This window comes from Bacillus cereus (assembly GCF_002564555.1).
GTDB classification, from domain to species: Bacteria; Bacillota; Bacilli; order Bacillales; family Bacillaceae_G; genus Bacillus_A; species Bacillus_A cereus_K.
In genome coordinates, this window is the sequence record NZ_NUVD01000082.1 from 85,408 (window position 1) to 103,628 (window position 18,221).

The window sequence follows — 18,221 nt, forward strand, 5'->3', positions numbered from 1 at the left end:
TTTATAAAGGAAAGAAGGACAAAATTATGGCCAAGACTAAAAAGTTAACGCTATTTGGGTTAATTGGTATTACGATGGCATTCTTTGGCACAGTACGTAGTGTACCAACACTTTCCATTACAGGATGGACGCAAATTTTCTACATGTTAGTTGCTGCACTTGTATTCGCCCTTCCAATTGCCTTGATGTCGGCAGAGCTTTCAACAGGATTTCCTGAAGAAGGTGGGCCTCAAGTTTGGGTGAGAAATGCATTAGGCGAAAAGTGGGGATTTGTCACCTCATGGTTATTATGGGTTCAAATGTTTTTTGGGATGGTAATGGTTTCATCAACAGTAGGTGTTTTACTAGGCTATGTTATTGATAAACCGGAGCTATCTTCAAACAATTATTTTATCTTTGCTTTAATCTTAATTTCATACTGGGGCGTAACTTTATTAAACCTTAAGTTTGATATGGTTAAAGTTGCAGGTAACTGGGGCGCAGTTATTGGTGTATATATTCCATTCGTTATTCTCGTTGTTCTAGGTGTTACTTATATGATCAAAAATGGAATTCAACCAAACGGTTACTTAGGAGATTTTAAACCAAGTGATTTAATTCCTAATTTCAAAGATTTAGGCAGCTTAACGTATTTATCAGGTATCATCTTTATTTTTGCAGGGGTAGAAATTTCATCTGTACATGCAAATAATATTGAAAATCCTAAACGTAACTATCCGGTTGCTGTTATTGCTTCTGTTGTTTTATTAGTAATCTTTAATATTATTGCTGGTTTAACAGTTTCTAATGCAGTGCCACGCGGTGAGTTAGAATTAGCGAACATTACACAACCTTATTTAATTTTCTGTGAAGATTTAGGAATTCCATCCATCTTTGTTAACCTTATTTCTTTAATGATTTTAATTGGTGTTTTAGTACAGCTAAGTGCATGGGTACTTGGACCAAGTAAATCTATGATTAAAGTGGCAGAGGAAGGAAATTTACCAAAGTTCTTCCAAAAGAGAACGAAGAAAGACATTCCGATCACGTTCGTAATGATTCAAGCGATTGTTATTTCGTTAGTATCTTTCTTATATGTAGTCGTTCCGGATGTTAATAGCGCGTTCTTAATTATTACAATTACAACAACGATTTTATATTGTATCGTATATGCTTTAATTGCTATTTCAGCAATCCGTTTACGTTATAACATGCCTAATGTGAAGAGACCTTTTAGATTAGGAAGTAAAGGAAATGGATTAATGTGGTTTGTATCTATTTTCTCAATGATAGGTATTGTACTTACGATTATTGTAAGTTTGATTCCGCCATCCATTCTAAAACCAAGTCAGTATACTGGTTACGTAATTTATCAAGTGGTTGCTACAGTCGTGATGATTGGAATCGCTCTTATCATTAATAAATGTAAGAAACCAGAATGGAAGAAAGAAGAGAATAGAGAAGAAAATTTAAAACAAGCAAATTAAAACTAAAACTTAATGAAGTTAAATAAATAATTTATTTAATAAGACAATGGAGGAAATAAAAATGAAATACGAAATGCCAGAAATTAATTTAAAAGCATTATTCTTAGGGGATAAAGGAGAAAATGTAGATCTATTTAAAGAATTATTAGTAAAAATGGTAGATGAGCATGTTGGTTGGAGACAAAACTATATGCCGCAAGACTTACCTGTTATCACACCTCAAGATAGAAGTTCTAAAAACTTCCAAGAAACTGCAGATCATATGCGCAGTGTGTTCAATGTATTATCTTCTAAATTACGTACAAACTCTTTACCTTGGCACTCTGCTGGCCGTTTCTGGGGACATATGAACTCTGAAACATTAATGCCTGCTGTCATCGCTTATACAGCAGCAATGTTATGGAACGGTAACAACGTAGCATATGAATCTTCACCAGGTACTTCTCAAATGGAAGAAGAAGTAGGACATGAATTCGCTGCACTTATGAGCTATAAAAAGAATGAAAGCTGGGGACATATTTGTGCCGATGGTTCTATCGCTAACCTAGAGGGCTTATGGTATGCACGTAATATGAAATCTTTACCATTAGCAATTAAAGAAGTGGCTCCTGAATTTGTTGAAGGTAAATCTGAATGGGAATTACTTAACATGTCTACAGAAGAAATTCTAGATATTTTAGATCAAATTCCTGAACAAATTGATGAAATTAAAGCTCACTCTGCACGCAGTGGTAAAAATCTACAAAAATTAGGTAAGTGGTTAATTCCACAAACAAAACACTATTCTTGGTTAAAAGCTGCTGATATTATCGGTGTTGGTCTTGATTGTGTAGAACAAGTTGATGTGGATAACAACTATCGTATGGATATTGATAAATTAGAAGAAAAAATTCGCGAACTAGCAGCACAGCAAATTCCTGTTCTAGGTGTTGTTGGGGTTATCGGTACAACAGAAGAAGGACAAGTAGACCGTATTGATAAAATGGTAGAACTTCGTGAAAAATTAGCAGAAGAAGGCATCTATTTCTATATTCACGTAGACGCTGCTTATGGTGGTTATGCTCGTTCTATTTTCTTAGATGAAAATAATGAATTTATCGAATGGGATCAAATCGAAGAAGTGTACGCAAAACACAACATCTTCACTGAAAAATGTGAATGGTTAACGAAAGAAGTATATCATTCATTTAAAGCGATGAACCAAGCTGAAACAATTACAATTGATCCACACAAAATGGGGTATATTCCTTACTCTGCGGGCGGTATTGTTATTAAAGATATTAGAATGCGCGATGTAATTTCTTACTTTGCAACTTATGTATTCGAAAAAGGTGCGGATATTCCAGCATTATTAGGTGCATATATTTTAGAAGGTTCTAAAGCAGGTGCAACTGCAGCGGCGGTTTGGACAGCTCACAAAGTATTGCCACTAAATGTAACTGGTTTCGGGAAATTAATTGGTGCAAGTATCGAAGGAGCTTATCGTTTCTATGACTTCTTAAGTGATAAAGAATTCAAAGTTGGCGATAAAACAATTCGTGTGTATCCATTAACAAAACCAGACTTTAATATGGTTGACTACGTATTTAATGAAGAAGGCAACACAGACTTAGAAAAAATGAACAAATTAAACCATGACTTCTTTGATTATGCTTCTTATGTTAAAGGCGGATTATATGATAATGAGTTTATTACATCTCATACTGATTTTGCTACTCCTGACTACGGTAACAGCCCACTTCCATTTGTGAAGAGTCTTGGATTTAGTGAAGCAGAATGGGATCGTGAAGGTAAAGTAACAGTTCTTCGTGCGAGTGCATTATCTCCATATGCTCATGATAAAGAAGTATTTGAAGAATACGCTGTGAAGATGGAAAAAGCAATTCAAGAGAAACTTGAAAAAATCTACAATGTAGCGGAATAAGTTTAGTAGAAAATTATTTTTATAGAATGAATGCATAACGTTAGGAAGTTGTTATGCATTCATCTTTATATAATTGTTTTTGTTTATCCTGTTATTCGCGGACAGTAGATATTCCTATTAAAAGTCGGTGTAAATAAAGAAGTTAGATGGGGACTGAAGGGAAAGCCCACTAAGAAAAGTTTCACTTTAGAAGAACAATTGAGGAGTGAAAATAAGATGGTGAAAAAAGTATTAACGATTGCGGGTTCTGATTCAAGTGGAGGTGCAGGATTACAGGCTGATCTAAAAACATTTGAAGAGTATGGTACTTTTGGATTAAGTACCATTACGACAATTGTTACAATGGATCCTAATCATAACTGGCATCATCATGTTCATCCAATTGATAAAGAACTTGTACAAAAGCAATTAAAAACAATTTTTTCTGGTGGAAAATTAGATGCAATGAAAACAGGAATGCTTGGATCTATAGATATTATTAAGCTCGTGAGTGAGGTAATTGAAACATATAAAATGCAAAATGTTGTTATTGATCCAGTCATGGTTTGTAAAGGAGAAAATGAACCTCTTCATCCTGAAAACGGAAAAGCAATTCGTGATTTTCTTTTACCGAAGGCAACAATTGTAACACCAAACTTATTCGAAGCAGGTCAGTTATCTGGAATGCAAGAGATAAAAACAGTAAATGATATGAAGGAAGCTGCAAAACGAATTAAAGATTTGGGGGCTGAAAACGTTGTGATTAAGGGTGGTACAGCCCTAACGAACCATAGTGCAATTGATTTGCTTTATGATGGTGTAGAGTTTGTTACTTATGAAGCAGAGCAAATTCAAACGAATTGTAACCATGGTGCAGGTTGTACCTTTGCAGCAGCTATTACAGCTGGACTTGCTAGAGGACTTTCAATACAAGCAGCTGTGGAAAAGGCAAAAGATTTTACAACAGAAGGAATTAAATCTGGTTTTGTTTTTAATGATTTTGTTGGTCCAGTATGGCACGGTGCCTATCATAAAGCTGATTTACGTTAACAGTGTAATATTTTAGGTGAATAGAGAGGGCATAAACATTTTTAGGTAGGATTTAATTAGTATATTATACTTATCGAACATTTTGTTTATGCCCTTTTATGGTTAGATATGGATTCAATATAAAACTTAGGCATTAAATGAGAAATTATTCACGAAATATGAGGGTAAATGGAAAGAATCCGGTGACCATTTAACTGATAAGGAGTTTATTGAAATGAAAAGAGATGTAACTATTAAAGAAAGTACTTTTCTTTTAGTTGTTTTATTAGCAATTATAGGAACTTGTATTATTGGCTTCAGTTTACCTCCCCAAGTACCAATTCTAATTGCGATAGGTATTGTTATTTTATTTGCTCGAGTGAAAGGTTTTTCTTGGGATAAAATCCATCAAGGAATTCAAAATGGAATTTTACCAGGCTTAATACCAATCATTATATTTATGCTAATCGGAATATTGGTTAGCGTTTGGATCGCAGCAGGAACAATTCCTACTATCATGATTTACGGATTCAAAATTTTATCACCAAAATTCTTTTTACCTTCCGTTTTTACTGTTTGTGCCCTTGTTGGAATAATGGTGGGAAGCTCTTTCACAACGATTTCAACTGTTGGTATTGCATTTTTAGGAATGGGACAAATGATGGGACTAAATTCAGCGATAGTTGCGGGGGCTATTATATCAGGTGCATTTTTAGGTAATAATATTTCACCGTTATCTGATACAACAAATTTAGCAGCAGCCATTGCAGAAGTGGATTTATTTGAACACATTCGTAGTATGATGCGAACAATTATTCCAGCATTTTTTATAACTCTAATCTTTTATATATTTTTAGGAAATGGCACTTCAGTATCAGGGGGAGATAAAATTGAAGAACTCATCCAAACACTTCATTCATCTTTTTCAATCTCAGTATTTACATTAATTCCGGTATTTGTATTATTTTTGTGTGCTAGAAAAAAAGTACCTGCTATCCCTACATTATTACTTAGTATCACTATTTCAGTATTTATACGTTATATGTATTACCCAAGTACTAGTTTTAAGCAAATCGCTAGTTTTATGCAAGATGGATTTGTTTCTCAAACAGGTGTAAAGGATGTAGATTTACTACTGACTCGCGGCGGAATGCAAAGTATGATGTGGTCAGTTTCGCTTATTCTTCTCGCCCTTGCATTAGGTGGATTGTTAGTAAAATTGAAAGTTATTGAAAAACTAATTTCTAAAATATCCAATATGGTTAGTAAGAAAGGAAATCTAATGCTAATGACTGCTTTAAGTTCGATCGGAGTGAATATTCTACTAGGAGAACAGTATTTATCAGTCATTTTACCAGGTGAAGCATTTAAATCACAATTTGATAAAATTCATGTGGATTCAAAAAACCTTTCAGGAATTTTAGCGAATGCTGGGGCGGCAGTTAATCCATTGATTCCTTGGGGGGTAAGTGGTGTATTTATTACTGGTACACTTGGTGTGTCTACTTTGGAGTACCTTCCATACACTGTATTTTGTTTTATAGTTCCTGTTATTCATATTATTTTGGGCTTTATTGGGAACTCGAAAATTCAATCAAAAGAGATAAAAAAGGTTGGTTAAATCTTACTAAGTTTTGTATCTTATAATAACTATTATTTAATATTGTCCTCTCTAAGTAGTAATTCAAAAGAACTCCATCGTAAATTGGAGGGAAGGATTAGGCTTAGAGGGGATTTTCTTTTATTAGGAAGAGAAATATCTTCACTATAATGTTAAATGTATTTTAGAAAAAAGAAGTATGATTATTGTATTAATATCAATAATCAGTTTATAAAAAAACGTCACAAATATGTAAGAAAGAGCCGCAGTTCAAAAATAAAAAATAGTGATATAATGCTGTATACTCCTTAAAGTATTAAAAAGTGAAATATACAATCTGCATTATTAAGGTGAATTATATTAATTTACGAATGTATTGCATATGGAAAAAATAAGAGTGTACATCACAGTAGTAAAAATGCAAATTGTACAGAAAAAGTAAATTAAATATAAAGCAAGACCCTTATAGTGTAGTGTCTGCTCTAATGAAGATGGAGGTAAGTATATGCTAATAGATAAATTACGTGGGAAAGATTTAGATGAATTTTTTGAGGCGATTTTAGCATTAGAAACGGTTGAGGAGTGTTATAGCTTTTTTGATGATTTATGCACAGTGAATGAAATGAAGACAATATTTCAAAGGTTTAAAGTAGCTAAAATGTTATATAAAGATAACACTTATCAAAAGATTGAAGAGGAGACAGGTGCTAGTACAGCAACAATTTCTCGCGTGAAGCGATCTTTAAATTATGGGAACGATATGTATGATGTTATTTTTACTCGCATGAAAGATAAATGATTTTTTTAAACCGATAGTTAATCAGGTGAAGTATTTTCGGGAGTATGAAGTGAAACCTCGATTAAGTTTCAACTTAACAATTTAAATAATATGATTATGGAAAAAATGTATACGATGTCTGAAATAAATAACATGTTTTTAGGTAATAAGATAGGACAAGTTAATTTTTGATATTTTAAGCCAAAATGATTTGTTTTGTAATATTAAAGACGAACGACATGAAGTGAACCCTGAAAACGGGACACATCTCAAAACACCTAAACCATCTGTTCCCTATATATTCTTTAGGGAATAGATGGTTTGATTTTTCTTGAATTCGCACAGTTGTGTTGGATACTTTTGTTTTTAAGTGTTTATTTTCTAATCGTAGCTTTTCCAATTCAATTAGCTCTTTTGGTCCTTTTCCACCTTGTTTTTTCTGGGTAATGAACCTTTTTCATGTACCACTATTCGGGTTCACTTCACGGATTACGATGTTTTTTTATTAAGAATGTTTCCGCACGAAAGCTCTAGTAGGCTGAACAGCAACAGTTTTGAAATGAGAAAATAAATAACATCCTGTCACGACGACAATTGTGCCTAAAATTTGTATCCACGTTAATTCTTCTCCGAGGAAAAAGAATGCTAGGATTGCAGTGAAAATTGGATTGAAGTTTAGAAAAACTCCTGACGTTGTAGCTCCTAATTTCTGTACGCCAATATTCCAAAATACCATACAAAGTACTGTAGAAATGATTCCTGTATATAAAAGTGATGTAATGAAAGACGTATTTATATTTGAAACAGTAAAGCTACCGATGTTAAATGGCAGTAATAAAATAACGCCGAAAATACCAGAGTATAACGTCGCCATAAGTGGCGTAGTTGTTTTTGTTGCCCATTTACTACTAACAGAATATATTCCCCAAACACAAACTGCCGCAATCATCCATAAATCTCCACTATTAAAATGTAGTGAAAATAAAAGTGAGAAATCACCTTTTAAAAGTACGAGAATAACGCCAAAGAATGAAAGAATCATGGATAGAATTTGAAGTGTATTTACTTTTTCTTTTAAAAATAATACTGAAAATAGTGCAATTGAAATCGCGTTTAATGTAGAAATAAGACCTACATTTGTAGCGGATGTTTTTTCTAATGCTAAAAATTGAAAGATGTTAAAGAGGGCGACGCCTGTAATTCCCATCAATATTAACGGAAGTATGGCAGCACGTGGGGGAAAGAGTTTCTTTTCTTTAAACCAAACCATCGGTAATAAACAAACAATCGCAATCATCCATCTTAAACTTGTCAGTGTCATTGGAGACGCATGATCGACGAGTGATTTCCCAACGACAAAATTTCCTCCCCATAATAAGCTTGTTAATAATAGTAAAAAGACATAAAAATAAGGCATACCAAAATCCCCTTTGTTGTAATCAATATGAACTGTAAATAATTTTAGCATTTTTCTTTATTATCTAATATATTCTTTTGTATAATGATAAAAACTCAATAAAATGTTTAGTTATAAATGATATTTGTGAAAAAATATTCAGTTTCATATAAATTATAAGGTGTTTTTTCGAATAATCATCGGTAAGAAAAAAGGGGGAATTGTAATGGAGTCGTCTGTTATTAAAGTGTTGGATGATTTGGATGTACAAATTTTAGATATATTGCAGAAGGAGTCACAAGTAAGTAATGCAGAGCTAGCACGCCGCGTTAATTTATCGCCGGCTGCTATGCACGCAAGAATAAAAAGATTAGATGGAGAAGGTTTCATTGATAAGCAAGTTGCGATTTTAAATCAAGAAAAGCTTGGGTTTGATTTGTTATGCTTTATTTTTATGAGTACGAATATTCATCAATCGGATAAGCTGGAAGTGTTGGAGAAAGAATTAGAATCGATGCCGGAAGTGTTAGAATGTCACTGTTTAACAGGAGAGTACGATTATTTATTAAAGGTGGCGAATCGCGATCGCAAAGAGCTGGAGCAGTTTATTAGAAAGTTAAATAAGTTAGGGATTACACGGATACAGACGAGTTTAGCACTGCGTGAAATTAAATATTCGACGGTATTGCCGATACGAAATGAAGGACCGAGCATCGATTAGATTGCTTGGTTTTTGTTTGTGTAAAATTCAGAAAAGTGATTGACGGAGAGAAAAGAGAGATGTATTATTATATGAAATTATGAATTAAAATTCAGTTTACGGTATAAATATTAATGTTGGAGCAAGGGGATATAATATGAAAATCTTTAATGCGGTTACGAGTGATGTGAAAGGAATTTATAATCTTATTGAAATTTACGCAAAAGAGGGAGTTGCTTTACCGCGTTCTCTTTTGTCTCTCTATCAATATTTGCAATGTTTATATGTTATGAAAGAAGACGGGGAAATTGTTGGAGTTGCTGGATTGCATGTATTAGGGGAAGATCTTGCGGAAATACGATCGTTAGTAGTTTCGCATACATATGCAGGGAAAGGGATAGGGCGTATGCTCGTAAATCATGTGATGGAAGAAGCTACGAAAATAAATGTAAAAAGAGTGATTTCCTTAACGTATGAAACAGTATTTTTTCAAAAGTGTGGATTTAATTTTGTAAATAAAGAAGCATTGCCAGAGAAAGTATGGATTGATTGTAGACATTGTCCAAAGGTTGATTATTGTGATGAGGTGGCGATGGTTCGGTATGTTGGGTGAAAATTTTATAGAGAAAAAGAGCCCACTATTATTTACATAATAGTGGGCATCTATATTTCAATAAGAAATGAGAGTGTTATTAAGAATTTGAATTCGTTTGTCTCACGGCAAAATTATAAAGTGGATCTCTAAGTTCGTAGTTATACGTAAAACCGTCGACAATTCCTACAACTTTATCGTTATCATAAAGGTCGAGCATAAACTGTGCCATTTGTTTTGCAGTGTGGAATTTCGGTACAACATTATCGTATTGGAACTCATCAATATCAAATGAGCGTTTCGCAAATTCTGTTTCAGTTGCAGCAGGGGCTAAAACTTTTGCTTGCAGTTTTGCGCCTTGTTCTTTCAGTTCGTGAGACAGCCCTTCTGTAAATGCACTTACATAAAATTTCGTAGCACAGTACGTAACAGCATTGGCAACAATCGTGTATCCACCGCCCGATGAAACGTTGATAAGCTGTGTTCCCTCGATCATTGAATAATCTCGAACGAAAAGGGAAGAGAGTATAGTTAGTGCTTCTATATTTACATGCAACATCGTCTCTATTTTATTTAAATTTTGTTCAGCAATTGAGGCGAAATTACCAAAACCTGCGTTGTTAATCCACGTTTCAATTTGAAAAGCTTGTAGGCTTTCATACAGTTTATAAACATTTTCAGTGACAGATAAATCAGTTCTTCGAATGACAACATCCAACTCCGGATGCATTTCGTTAATTTTCAATTTTAATCCTTCTAATTCTTCTTGTCTTCGAGCCACAAGTATTAAATTTTTTCCGCGAGATGCAAAGGCTAAAGCTGATTCATAGCCGATGCCTGAACTAGCACCAGTAATCACAGTATGTTTCATATAAAATCCCCCTAAATTCAAATTAATTATTATGGTTAGATTTTATTTGTTAGAGTATACTCTAAGTCAAATGTTTTTTATTGGCAGTAAAATATATGAGAGTAAATGGCGTGCGGAGGGAGTATGAGTATGTACACAATTAGCGAGGTAGCTACATTATTAGGAGTGAGCACACATACATTACGTTATTATGAAAAGGAAAATATATTAATTGCAAATCGCGATACAAATGGGAATCGAATTTATGAAGAATCACATATAAAGTGGTTGCAGTTTGTAATGAAATTAAAACAAACACAAATGCCGATAGCAAAAATAAGAGAATACGCTAGATTATATACAGAAGGGGAGCATACAACTGGGGCTCGTTTGCAATTGTTAGAAGATCATAAAAAATCTATTCAAACGCAAAGAGAAAACTTAGTAATTACAGAGAAGATGCTTGAAAATAAAATTATTGCATACAAAGCTTCTTTGGAAAATAAATAGATTAAAAAATTATCTGTTCCTTGTTACGTGATGAAAAATGAAAAAGAGCAGCTAGCAAAAGCTAACTGCTCCATTCAAGGGATCTCTCCAAGGGGGAATGGAGAAAATATTATGTTACTAGCATTATTGACAGATTATTAAGAAATATACATGTGGATTTGAGAAATTTAAAATGTTTTTTCGTTAATAGAATCTTGGTGTTGACACTGTATCAATTAGTCATGTAGAATAATAATGAATGACATTCAGTCATTTTATATGAAAGGGTGTAGATAAGCAACTTTTATATGTAGTTAGCTTAATAACTGAACAAATATAACGATAAATGAGGCTGATAGTTGTTTTTAAATATTAGTTAGTGTGGGATTATATTTTTTTAAGTAAAAAATGACTGATAATCAGTCAGTATTAAAAGGTGAGAGGTATGGAAAATAAAGCTTGGTTATATGTCATATTAACATGTATAGTTGAGATTTTTTGGGTGTTTGGTTTTAATACGGCACATACATGGTGGCATTGGAGCATTATCGTGGGGATTATCGCCGTTGATTTTTACTTTCTGTCTAAAGCGTGTGAGCATCTTGCGACAGGAACAGTATATGCCGTCTTTGCCGGAGCTGGTACGGTAGGTACATTCTTAATGGATGTATTCCTTTTCGGTGGAAGTTTTAGTGTAGGAAAACTATTCTTTATCTTGATGGTTGTAGTCGGTGTTATCGGTCTAAAGTTGGCGGATAATAAAGAAGAGACTATGGAAGGAGCTGTTTAAAGATGGGGTGGTTTTTCGTATTTTGTGCGGCAATTAGTGAAATAGTCGGTGTAATTGGTCTTAAAATGTATAGTAAAAATAAAACGATAGCAAATGGAGCAATTTATATAGGTGGACTTGCAACCTCCTTTGCATTCTTATATATATCCTTCTTGTATTTACAAGTAAGTGTCGCGTATGCGGTTTGGATTGGTTTTGGAACAGCAGGAGCCGTTTTAATAAATATGTTCCTGTTTGGGGAATCGAAAAGTAAGGCACGTTTGATTAGTGTAGCTCTTATCGTATGTGGAGTTACGGGATTAAAGGCTCTTTCATAAGAAAATGATATAAAAGTTGAATCTCCTAACGATTTGTTGGGAGATTTTTATTATGAAAAGTGCACGATAATTGACAGTACAGCTAGTTATTTTATAAAATGAGTGACAGTCATTCAATACGTGAAAGGGTTTAGATGATGAATAAAAAAGAGAAAATTGTCTATGCAGCTATTGAAGTGTTTCAGGAAAAGGGCGTTGAAAAAACGAAGATTTCTGATATCGTAAAATTGGCTGGCATTGCGCAAGGAACGTTCTATTTATATTTTCCTTCTAAGCTATCTGTTATGCCTGCAATAGCAGAAGTGATGGTTGAGAAGATGATACTTGCAGTGAAAGAAAAAGTACAGAACGATGCACCTTTTTCAAGTAAAGTTGCGCAAGTGATAGATGCAGTGTTTAACTTTATAGCTGAATATCGTGAAATACAAGCATTAATGTATGCGGGCCTGGCATCTACTGAACATATAAAAGAATGGGAAGCTGTATATGAGCCTCTTTATATGTGGCTAAGCGAATTTTTAAGTGAGGCAAAAGAAGCTGGTGAAATTCGTGATTCGGTTCACGCAGAAAGAACAGCAAAGTTATTTATCGCTCTTGTTGAATCAACAGCGGAACAAGTTTATTTATATGATCATAAAGATGATGAGCAAGTCGCGCTACAAAAGGCAGAAGTACTAGATTTTTTAACACATGCCCTACATATAAAGAAATAAAGGGAAACTTTAAACGTTGGGGGCATTCCCCGCTGGTTATTGGCCCGCACTAATCGGGATACAACAGTCAGGTGAACCTATCTTGAAAAGGTAGGTTCATTTCTGTGAAAAACTGAATGATAATCATTCAGATTGCACTTATACATGTGTTTAAGGATAGCGTGGAATTTTAAATGAGTGGGACATCTTCACTCACTATGAGTCCGTGAATAACGGGATAAAGAGAAAGCTTCTTGGGTATTACTTTCGAGAGGAACTTACAGGAAGAGGTGTTAAAAATTGAAGAAACCGATAAAAGAACAAAAGATGGTATTGATCATTCTTTTGAGTAATATATTTATCGCTTTTTTAGGGATTGGATTAATCATACCGGTTATGCCGTCCTTTATGAATGAGATGAATTTAACAGGGAAGACGATGGGTTATCTCGTTGCAGTATTTGCAATGGCTCAGCTTATTACTTCACCTATTACGGGTCGATGGGTTGATCTGTACGGTAGGAAAAAAATGATTATCATTGGACTATTTATTTTTGGTGTTTCAGAGCTTCTTTTTGGATTAGGAAGAGATGTGTGGATGCTTTATGTAGCTCGGGCGTTAGGCGGAATTAGTGCTGCTTTTATTATGCCTGGTGTTACCGCATATGTTGCTGATATTACATCTATTCCGGAACGTCCAAAGGCGATGGGGTATTTATCTGCAGCAATTAGTACTGGATTTATTATAGGGCCTGGAATTGGTGGATTTATTGCAGAATATGGTATACGTGTGCCATTTTTCGTTGCAGCAGTGATTGCCTTTGTAGCATGTGTGATTTCTATCTTTATTTTGAAAGAGCCGTTAACGAAAGAACAAATTGCAGAGATTTCTGCTAATACGAAGGAATCAAGTTTTCTTGGGGATTTAAAGAAATCATTAAATCCAATGTATGCGATCGCATTTATTATTGTATTTGTGCTTGCTTTTGGATTATCAGCATATGAAACTGTATTTAGTCTGTTCTCTGATCATAAATTTGGTTTCGCGCCGAAAGATATTGCTGCCATTATTACAATTAGCTCAATCTTTGGGGTAGTTGTGCAAGTATTTATGTTTGGAAAATTGGTAGACATATTCGGCGAAAAAGTGTTAATTCAAATATGTTTAATTGTAGGAGCAGTGTTAGCATTCGTTTCAACTATAGTCTTTAATTATTGGATGGTACTTCTAGTTACTTGTTTTATTTTCTTAGCATTTGATTTACTTCGTCCAGCGTTAACGACGTTTCTATCAAAAGCAGCTGGAAAAGAGCAAGGATTTGTTGCCGGAATGAATTCGACGTATACGAGTTTAGGAAATATTGCAGGACCGGCGATGGGCGGAATATTATTTGATATAAATATTCACTATCCATATGCTTTCTCAGGAGTTGTTTTAATAGTTGGTCTTGGCATTACATTTATGTGGAGAGAGAAGCAGCTAGCTGGAAGTTTAGCGAAGTAATAAAACCCCTTACGACGGTAAGGGGTTTTTGTTTTACAAACTTAATCCAAACCGTTTTAATTCAATAAAAATCCCTTCTAATTGCTTTCCTTTATCCGTTAATGTGTACTCTACACGCGGCGGAACTTCTGGATATACTTTTCTCGTTACAATTCCTTGTGTTTCTAATTCTTTTAGTCGAAGTGATAATGTTTTCGGACTAATACCGTCCATTGATTTTTGTAAATCACTAAAGCGTAATGTTCCTTCGATAAGAAGGTCACGAATGATTAAAAACGTCCACTTTGTACTAATTACGTCAAGCGTTTTAGCGATAGGACAAGGAATGCCAGGTAAACCTTTCGTTAATTCAACCGGATCTATATTGCTCATGGAATTAGCCTCCATAAAAATTTTTTGAATGAATTTGCTTTATAGTATCACAAAACTATACTTTTGGTAACTATATGAAAAAAATATCACTACTTCCATAAAGGAAGTTAGTGCATATACAATAGCAATACAAAATACAAAGGGTTTGTATGAGGAGGTGATTTCCATGAGTATGAAAAAGTTGTTTGCGTTCCTTAGTTTTTTTGTCATTTGTATCGTGCTTGTAGCGTGTAGTGGGGAACAAAAAGCTGAAATCCAGTTATTAAAAGAAATGCCAAAGCCAAAAGCAATGACGATTGATTCTTTACTCAGTAAAAAGGAAGCGACAAAAATCGTGCATGCAGCGCAGCGTTTTTATGCATTTTGGGATACAGGTAAAGAGGAACTTATTCCGCAGACTGTTACTGAAAACTTTTTTGATAATACGTTACCAAAAGGTCGCCCACAAGGCGTTGAAGGATTAAAGTTTGCAGCACAAAATTTTCGTAAAGTTGTTCCTGATATACATTGTGAGATTGAAGATTTATTAGTTGTTGGAGATAAAGTAACAGCTCGTCTTTCTTTTACAGGAACGCATAATGATAAAAAAATCAATTTTTTTGCGATTGATATTTTACATGTGAAGGACGGAAAGATAACGGAAGATTGGCATTTAGAAGATAATCTTACACTGAAACAGCAACTGGGATTAATAGCCGAGGAATAAAAATAAGGGAGAGAAAAGCGATGAAAAATATATTGATTATAAATGGACATGAAAAATACGGTACAAAGGAAGGAAGATTAAATAAAACGTTAGTTGATTGTATGGTAACGGTATTAAGCGAGAATCATCATGTGAAAACAACAACGATTCAAGATGGATATAGTATTAAGGACGAACAAGGAAAGTTTTTATGGGCGGATGTTGTGATTTATCAAACACCAATTTACTGGTTTAGTGTTCCTGGATTATTTAAAACGTATATGGATGAAGTATATGAATACGGTTTGTTCTTTGAAGGTGCAGATGAATATGGAACAGGTGGTTTATTAAAAGAGAAGCAGTATATGTTTTCTACAACTTGGAATGCACCTGAAAAAGCATTTGGGGATAAGACGAAGTTCTTTGAAGGGGAAAGTTTAGAATCAACGCTTAGTCATTTACATCGTGTGCAGAAGTTTCTCGGTATGAATCCGTTAAAGAGTTTTGCTTGTTATGATGTGGTGAAGAATCCGAATATTGAGCAGTATTTATTAAACTTGAAAAACCATATGGATGAAGTAATTAAATAATAGTTTGCATCTGTATGTGAAGAAGGTACTACTAAGGATGTAGTACCTTCTTTTTCATTCATAAAAATTACTTAGTTTTTATTGGCTTAAAGTCTTCATAAGTGGAATCTAATATTTTATCCCGCTATTTGTGGACAGTAAAACTCCCACCTCAAAATTCGGCTGGAGCAAAGAGCTTAGGTGGGAGATCAACTGCCCGTAAAATCCCGATTGGTGCGGGCTGATTATAGTTTCACTTTATGAAATACGTTGAAAATCTTTACTCATACAGGACTGTTTTAGTTTTTTTGATTTTATCAAATATTTAATATCAGAGGTGTTATCATATGAAAGCTGAATATGATAATAGTTAATATACTCAAATAATGCAAACACATAAATAAATAGGGCGAATGATATCCCGCCTACAGGTAAGTGGGGATACCAAATTGAAAAATCAATAATAAACATAATAAGTCCCGTGATAATCAATCCTATATTTATTTTTTGTAGCATTTTTAAATATTGAATAACCCCAATAGGTGTAACAGATGTTTTCTCTTTTTTTAGTCGTTTCCACTTTACGTACCAGTAAACTGTTCCTTGTAATAAGATAAACTCTAAAAGAAGAAATGAGACCCAAAAAGAGTATAGGGAATATAAATGTAATGTAGGATAAGCATAATTAAGTAAGGAACTTGTGAAAATAAAAGTAATGACTGAAAATAACTCACCTGTGTATAGATAGGAAAGCCTTTTTTCTAGGTTGCGTTTCATGGTTCTTCTCCTTTTTTAAAAACTCACATTTTAATACGGGGATGGTTCTATCCATAACTTCACAAAATTCGCCCAACCGAATGAATCGATTGTTACATTCTTTAAAGAAGAAGGATATGTTTTTCTTTTTAAAACGGATCCACTACAGCTAAATTTGGAGTGGTATTTGGCTGTAGTAAAAGGTTTTTTAACGTTCCTACTTCAGAAAGAGCGACTAATATGTAGCCACTAATAAGTACAATAAGTCCGATAACACGTAATGTTTGTAAGGTCACTTCACGGTTATTCGTTTCTGCCGGGTTTTGGGGCGTTGAAGGTGGAGTGTTGTTCATAATAGGGATCCCATCTTTTTTATTTATATATGTGTAAAATCATTATTTAACTTATGGATTGGAATTGTATAGTCATTTTCACTATATGAGAGCTGCCTATGAATAGTGAGAAGAAATTTTAGGACGAGAAAAGAGGCTGTTGTATACAGCCTCTTTTTCGTTAAAACGAGGAAATCCGTTTCTTCGTTTTTCGTACAATAATAAATTTGATCCAGAGTAATCCGGCAATCATAATGATAATACTATGTAGAAATTGTCCTGTAGCAATGAGTATAACACTTGAAAATACAATGAGTTGGATACTTAGCAATATGAAAATTAAGCTAAGAAACTGCTTCATTTTTTCCTCAGTAGTAATTGGATATAATGCTACAATAATATTTCCCGAAAAATATTTCCACAGAGAACGAAGCTGCATAGAAATCATATATAGGAAGACGTAAGCGATAGCGCCTTTTACGTATATATTCGGAACAAAATATAGGGTGAAAGCACCGATTACCCCTAAGCGAATATATATACCGAAATAATCATTGCCGCGTAAAAACGATAGTGTATGTAAATAGAAGAAAGTAGCATTTTTTTTATGTAGTAACGGTTCGATCCAATTCGTAAGCCATTTTCTACTGTTTACTTGTTTCTTTAGTTGCGGCACATCAGTGAAGATGCTGGCAAATTGATAAAAGCGTATGTCCATTTTTTCTTCTTGCTCGATTATGTAATCCCACGGTATTCGTTTTGCTGGTTGTTTTTTTGTATATAGTAGTAGGAAAGCAAGTAGTAAGAGTAGTCCGCCTAATACGATTACATTTGCAGTATAAAACAGCATGTAAATGATTAGGGCGTTACAAGTAATACGAATAATCCGCCATATGTTTTTTGCATGACTATCACGCCACATCCAATGTATGTACATGTTCCAAGCTTTCGTAACCATTAAAACGATAAAGATTGTACATAAGAAAGGTACCGTTAATTGTAATGATTGCATGGCAAGTGGAACGAGAATAAGGAACATAAATAATAATGGAAAAAGCTGAATGATGTAATTATATAGAAGAGACTTTTTGAAATAAGATGTTAATTTCTCTTCTAGTGCGAGTAAATAGACAGCATCAGGCTTTTGAATAAATGTACGTATTGGACATCTCGATATAACCCCGGTTAGGACGATTGTAATGAGCAATAAGGATACTCCTGTAGAAGGAGTGGTCTTAAGAAACTTTGCGTAATAGTAAGCACCTATACAGGAGACGATGATGAAGCTATATAGTAAACCGTTAATCATACGTGCAAAGTATGTAATGATATTTTGAATATGTTGTTGGAAGCGACTGCTCCATAGCGATTCGATTGACATGTTTTTCACCTCTTTGTTCTA

The 18,221-nt window shown here is 34.0% G+C and carries 20 protein-coding genes; 14 read left to right on the plus strand and 6 right to left on the minus strand.

The window, feature by feature from the left end; translation table 11 throughout:
- The first annotated feature begins 26 nt into the window (after positions 1-26).
- The 5 genes from tyrP (at position 27) to COI75_RS18640 (ending at position 6,797) form a co-directional block, all read left to right on the plus strand.
- Positions 27-1,466, plus strand: a complete 1,440-nt coding sequence (gene tyrP / locus COI75_RS18620) for a tyrosine-tyramine antiporter (RefSeq protein ID WP_001140534.1) — start codon at positions 27-29, stop codon at positions 1,464-1,466.
- A gap of 61 nt (positions 1,467-1,527) precedes the next feature.
- On the plus strand, positions 1,528-3,390 hold the full coding sequence (gene tdc, locus COI75_RS18625) for a tyrosine decarboxylase (protein ID WP_000873058.1): 1,863 nt from the start codon (positions 1,528-1,530) through the stop codon (positions 3,388-3,390).
- A 216-nt stretch (positions 3,391-3,606) separates the two neighbouring features.
- Positions 3,607-4,419, plus strand: a complete 813-nt coding sequence (thiD, locus tag COI75_RS18630) for a bifunctional hydroxymethylpyrimidine kinase/phosphomethylpyrimidine kinase (protein WP_000239710.1) — start codon at positions 3,607-3,609, stop codon at positions 4,417-4,419.
- Between the two features lie 214 nt (positions 4,420-4,633).
- Entirely contained in the window at positions 4,634-6,019 is a 1,386-nt protein-coding gene (gene nhaC / locus COI75_RS18635; protein ID WP_000817624.1) for a Na+/H+ antiporter NhaC, read from the plus strand.
- 484 nt (positions 6,020-6,503) lie between these two features.
- Entirely contained in the window at positions 6,504-6,797 is a 294-nt protein-coding gene (locus COI75_RS18640; RefSeq protein ID WP_000904077.1) for a YerC/YecD family TrpR-related protein, read from the plus strand.
- A 484-nt stretch (positions 6,798-7,281) separates the two neighbouring features.
- Here COI75_RS18640 and COI75_RS18645 read toward each other — a convergent pair whose 3' ends face one another.
- The gene (locus tag COI75_RS18645) at positions 7,282-8,193 is read right to left on the minus strand and encodes a DMT family transporter (protein WP_001146285.1); all 912 of its coding nucleotides are present in this window, start codon (positions 8,191-8,193) and stop codon (positions 7,282-7,284) included.
- A 205-nt stretch (positions 8,194-8,398) separates the two neighbouring features.
- Here COI75_RS18645 and COI75_RS18650 point away from each other — a divergent pair, with 205 nt between their 5' ends.
- Entirely contained in the window at positions 8,399-8,893 is a 495-nt protein-coding gene (locus tag COI75_RS18650) for an Lrp/AsnC family transcriptional regulator (RefSeq protein ID WP_098268736.1), read from the plus strand.
- Between the two features lie 136 nt (positions 8,894-9,029).
- Positions 9,030-9,485, plus strand: coding sequence for an N-acetyltransferase (locus tag COI75_RS18655; RefSeq protein ID WP_098448523.1), 456 nt, complete (start codon positions 9,030-9,032; stop codon positions 9,483-9,485).
- 79 nt (positions 9,486-9,564) lie between these two features.
- Here COI75_RS18655 and COI75_RS18660 read toward each other — a convergent pair whose 3' ends face one another.
- The gene (locus COI75_RS18660; protein ID WP_098448524.1) at positions 9,565-10,335 is read right to left on the minus strand and encodes an SDR family NAD(P)-dependent oxidoreductase; all 771 of its coding nucleotides are present in this window, start codon (positions 10,333-10,335) and stop codon (positions 9,565-9,567) included.
- Between the two features lie 129 nt (positions 10,336-10,464).
- On the opposite strand from COI75_RS18660, the gene COI75_RS18665 reads away from it, so the two are divergent.
- From COI75_RS18665 to COI75_RS18685, 5 genes are all read left to right on the plus strand, one after another.
- On the plus strand, positions 10,465-10,824 hold the full coding sequence (locus COI75_RS18665) for a MerR family transcriptional regulator (RefSeq protein WP_098448525.1): 360 nt from the start codon (positions 10,465-10,467) through the stop codon (positions 10,822-10,824).
- Between the two features lie 424 nt (positions 10,825-11,248).
- Complete coding sequence (locus tag COI75_RS18670) at positions 11,249-11,593, plus strand: DMT family transporter (RefSeq protein ID WP_000428078.1); 345 nt, start codon at positions 11,249-11,251, stop codon at positions 11,591-11,593.
- Positions 11,594-11,595: 2 nt separating this feature from the next.
- Entirely contained in the window at positions 11,596-11,910 is a 315-nt protein-coding gene (locus COI75_RS18675; RefSeq protein WP_098448526.1) for a DMT family transporter, read from the plus strand.
- Positions 11,911-12,044: 134 nt separating this feature from the next.
- A complete protein-coding gene (locus tag COI75_RS18680) occupies positions 12,045-12,623 on the plus strand; it encodes a TetR family transcriptional regulator (RefSeq protein ID WP_098385982.1) in 579 nt (192 codons plus the stop codon).
- A 279-nt stretch (positions 12,624-12,902) separates the two neighbouring features.
- Entirely contained in the window at positions 12,903-14,105 is a 1,203-nt protein-coding gene (locus COI75_RS18685) for an MFS transporter (RefSeq protein WP_098385983.1), read from the plus strand.
- Between the two features lie 33 nt (positions 14,106-14,138).
- Here the strand turns inward: COI75_RS18685 and COI75_RS18690 are convergent, their stop codons facing one another.
- Positions 14,139-14,477 carry a winged helix-turn-helix transcriptional regulator gene (locus COI75_RS18690; RefSeq protein WP_000065116.1) on the minus strand — a complete coding sequence of 113 codons (339 nt, stop codon included), beginning with the start codon at positions 14,475-14,477 and terminating at the stop codon, positions 14,139-14,141.
- 166 nt (positions 14,478-14,643) lie between these two features.
- Between COI75_RS18690 and COI75_RS18695 the strand changes: the two genes are divergently transcribed.
- Positions 14,644-15,183, plus strand: coding sequence for an ester cyclase (locus COI75_RS18695; protein WP_000061958.1), 540 nt, complete (start codon positions 14,644-14,646; stop codon positions 15,181-15,183).
- A gap of 20 nt (positions 15,184-15,203) precedes the next feature.
- Positions 15,204-15,752, plus strand: coding sequence for an NAD(P)H-dependent oxidoreductase (locus COI75_RS18700; RefSeq protein WP_000789792.1), 549 nt, complete (start codon positions 15,204-15,206; stop codon positions 15,750-15,752).
- Positions 15,753-15,989: 237 nt separating this feature from the next.
- On the opposite strand, the gene COI75_RS18705 is transcribed toward COI75_RS18700, so the two are convergent.
- The 3 genes from COI75_RS18705 to COI75_RS18715 form a co-directional block, all read right to left on the minus strand.
- Positions 15,990-16,508: a general stress protein gene (locus COI75_RS18705; protein WP_098448527.1), complete on the minus strand. Its 519-nt coding sequence runs from the start codon at positions 16,506-16,508 to the stop codon at positions 15,990-15,992.
- A 128-nt stretch (positions 16,509-16,636) separates the two neighbouring features.
- On the minus strand, positions 16,637-16,840 hold the full coding sequence (locus tag COI75_RS18710; RefSeq protein ID WP_098448528.1) for a hypothetical protein: 204 nt from the start codon (positions 16,838-16,840) through the stop codon (positions 16,637-16,639).
- A gap of 160 nt (positions 16,841-17,000) precedes the next feature.
- Entirely contained in the window at positions 17,001-18,200 is a 1,200-nt protein-coding gene (locus tag COI75_RS18715) for an ABC transporter permease (protein WP_000021396.1), read from the minus strand.
- Positions 18,201-18,221 lie beyond the last annotated feature (21 nt).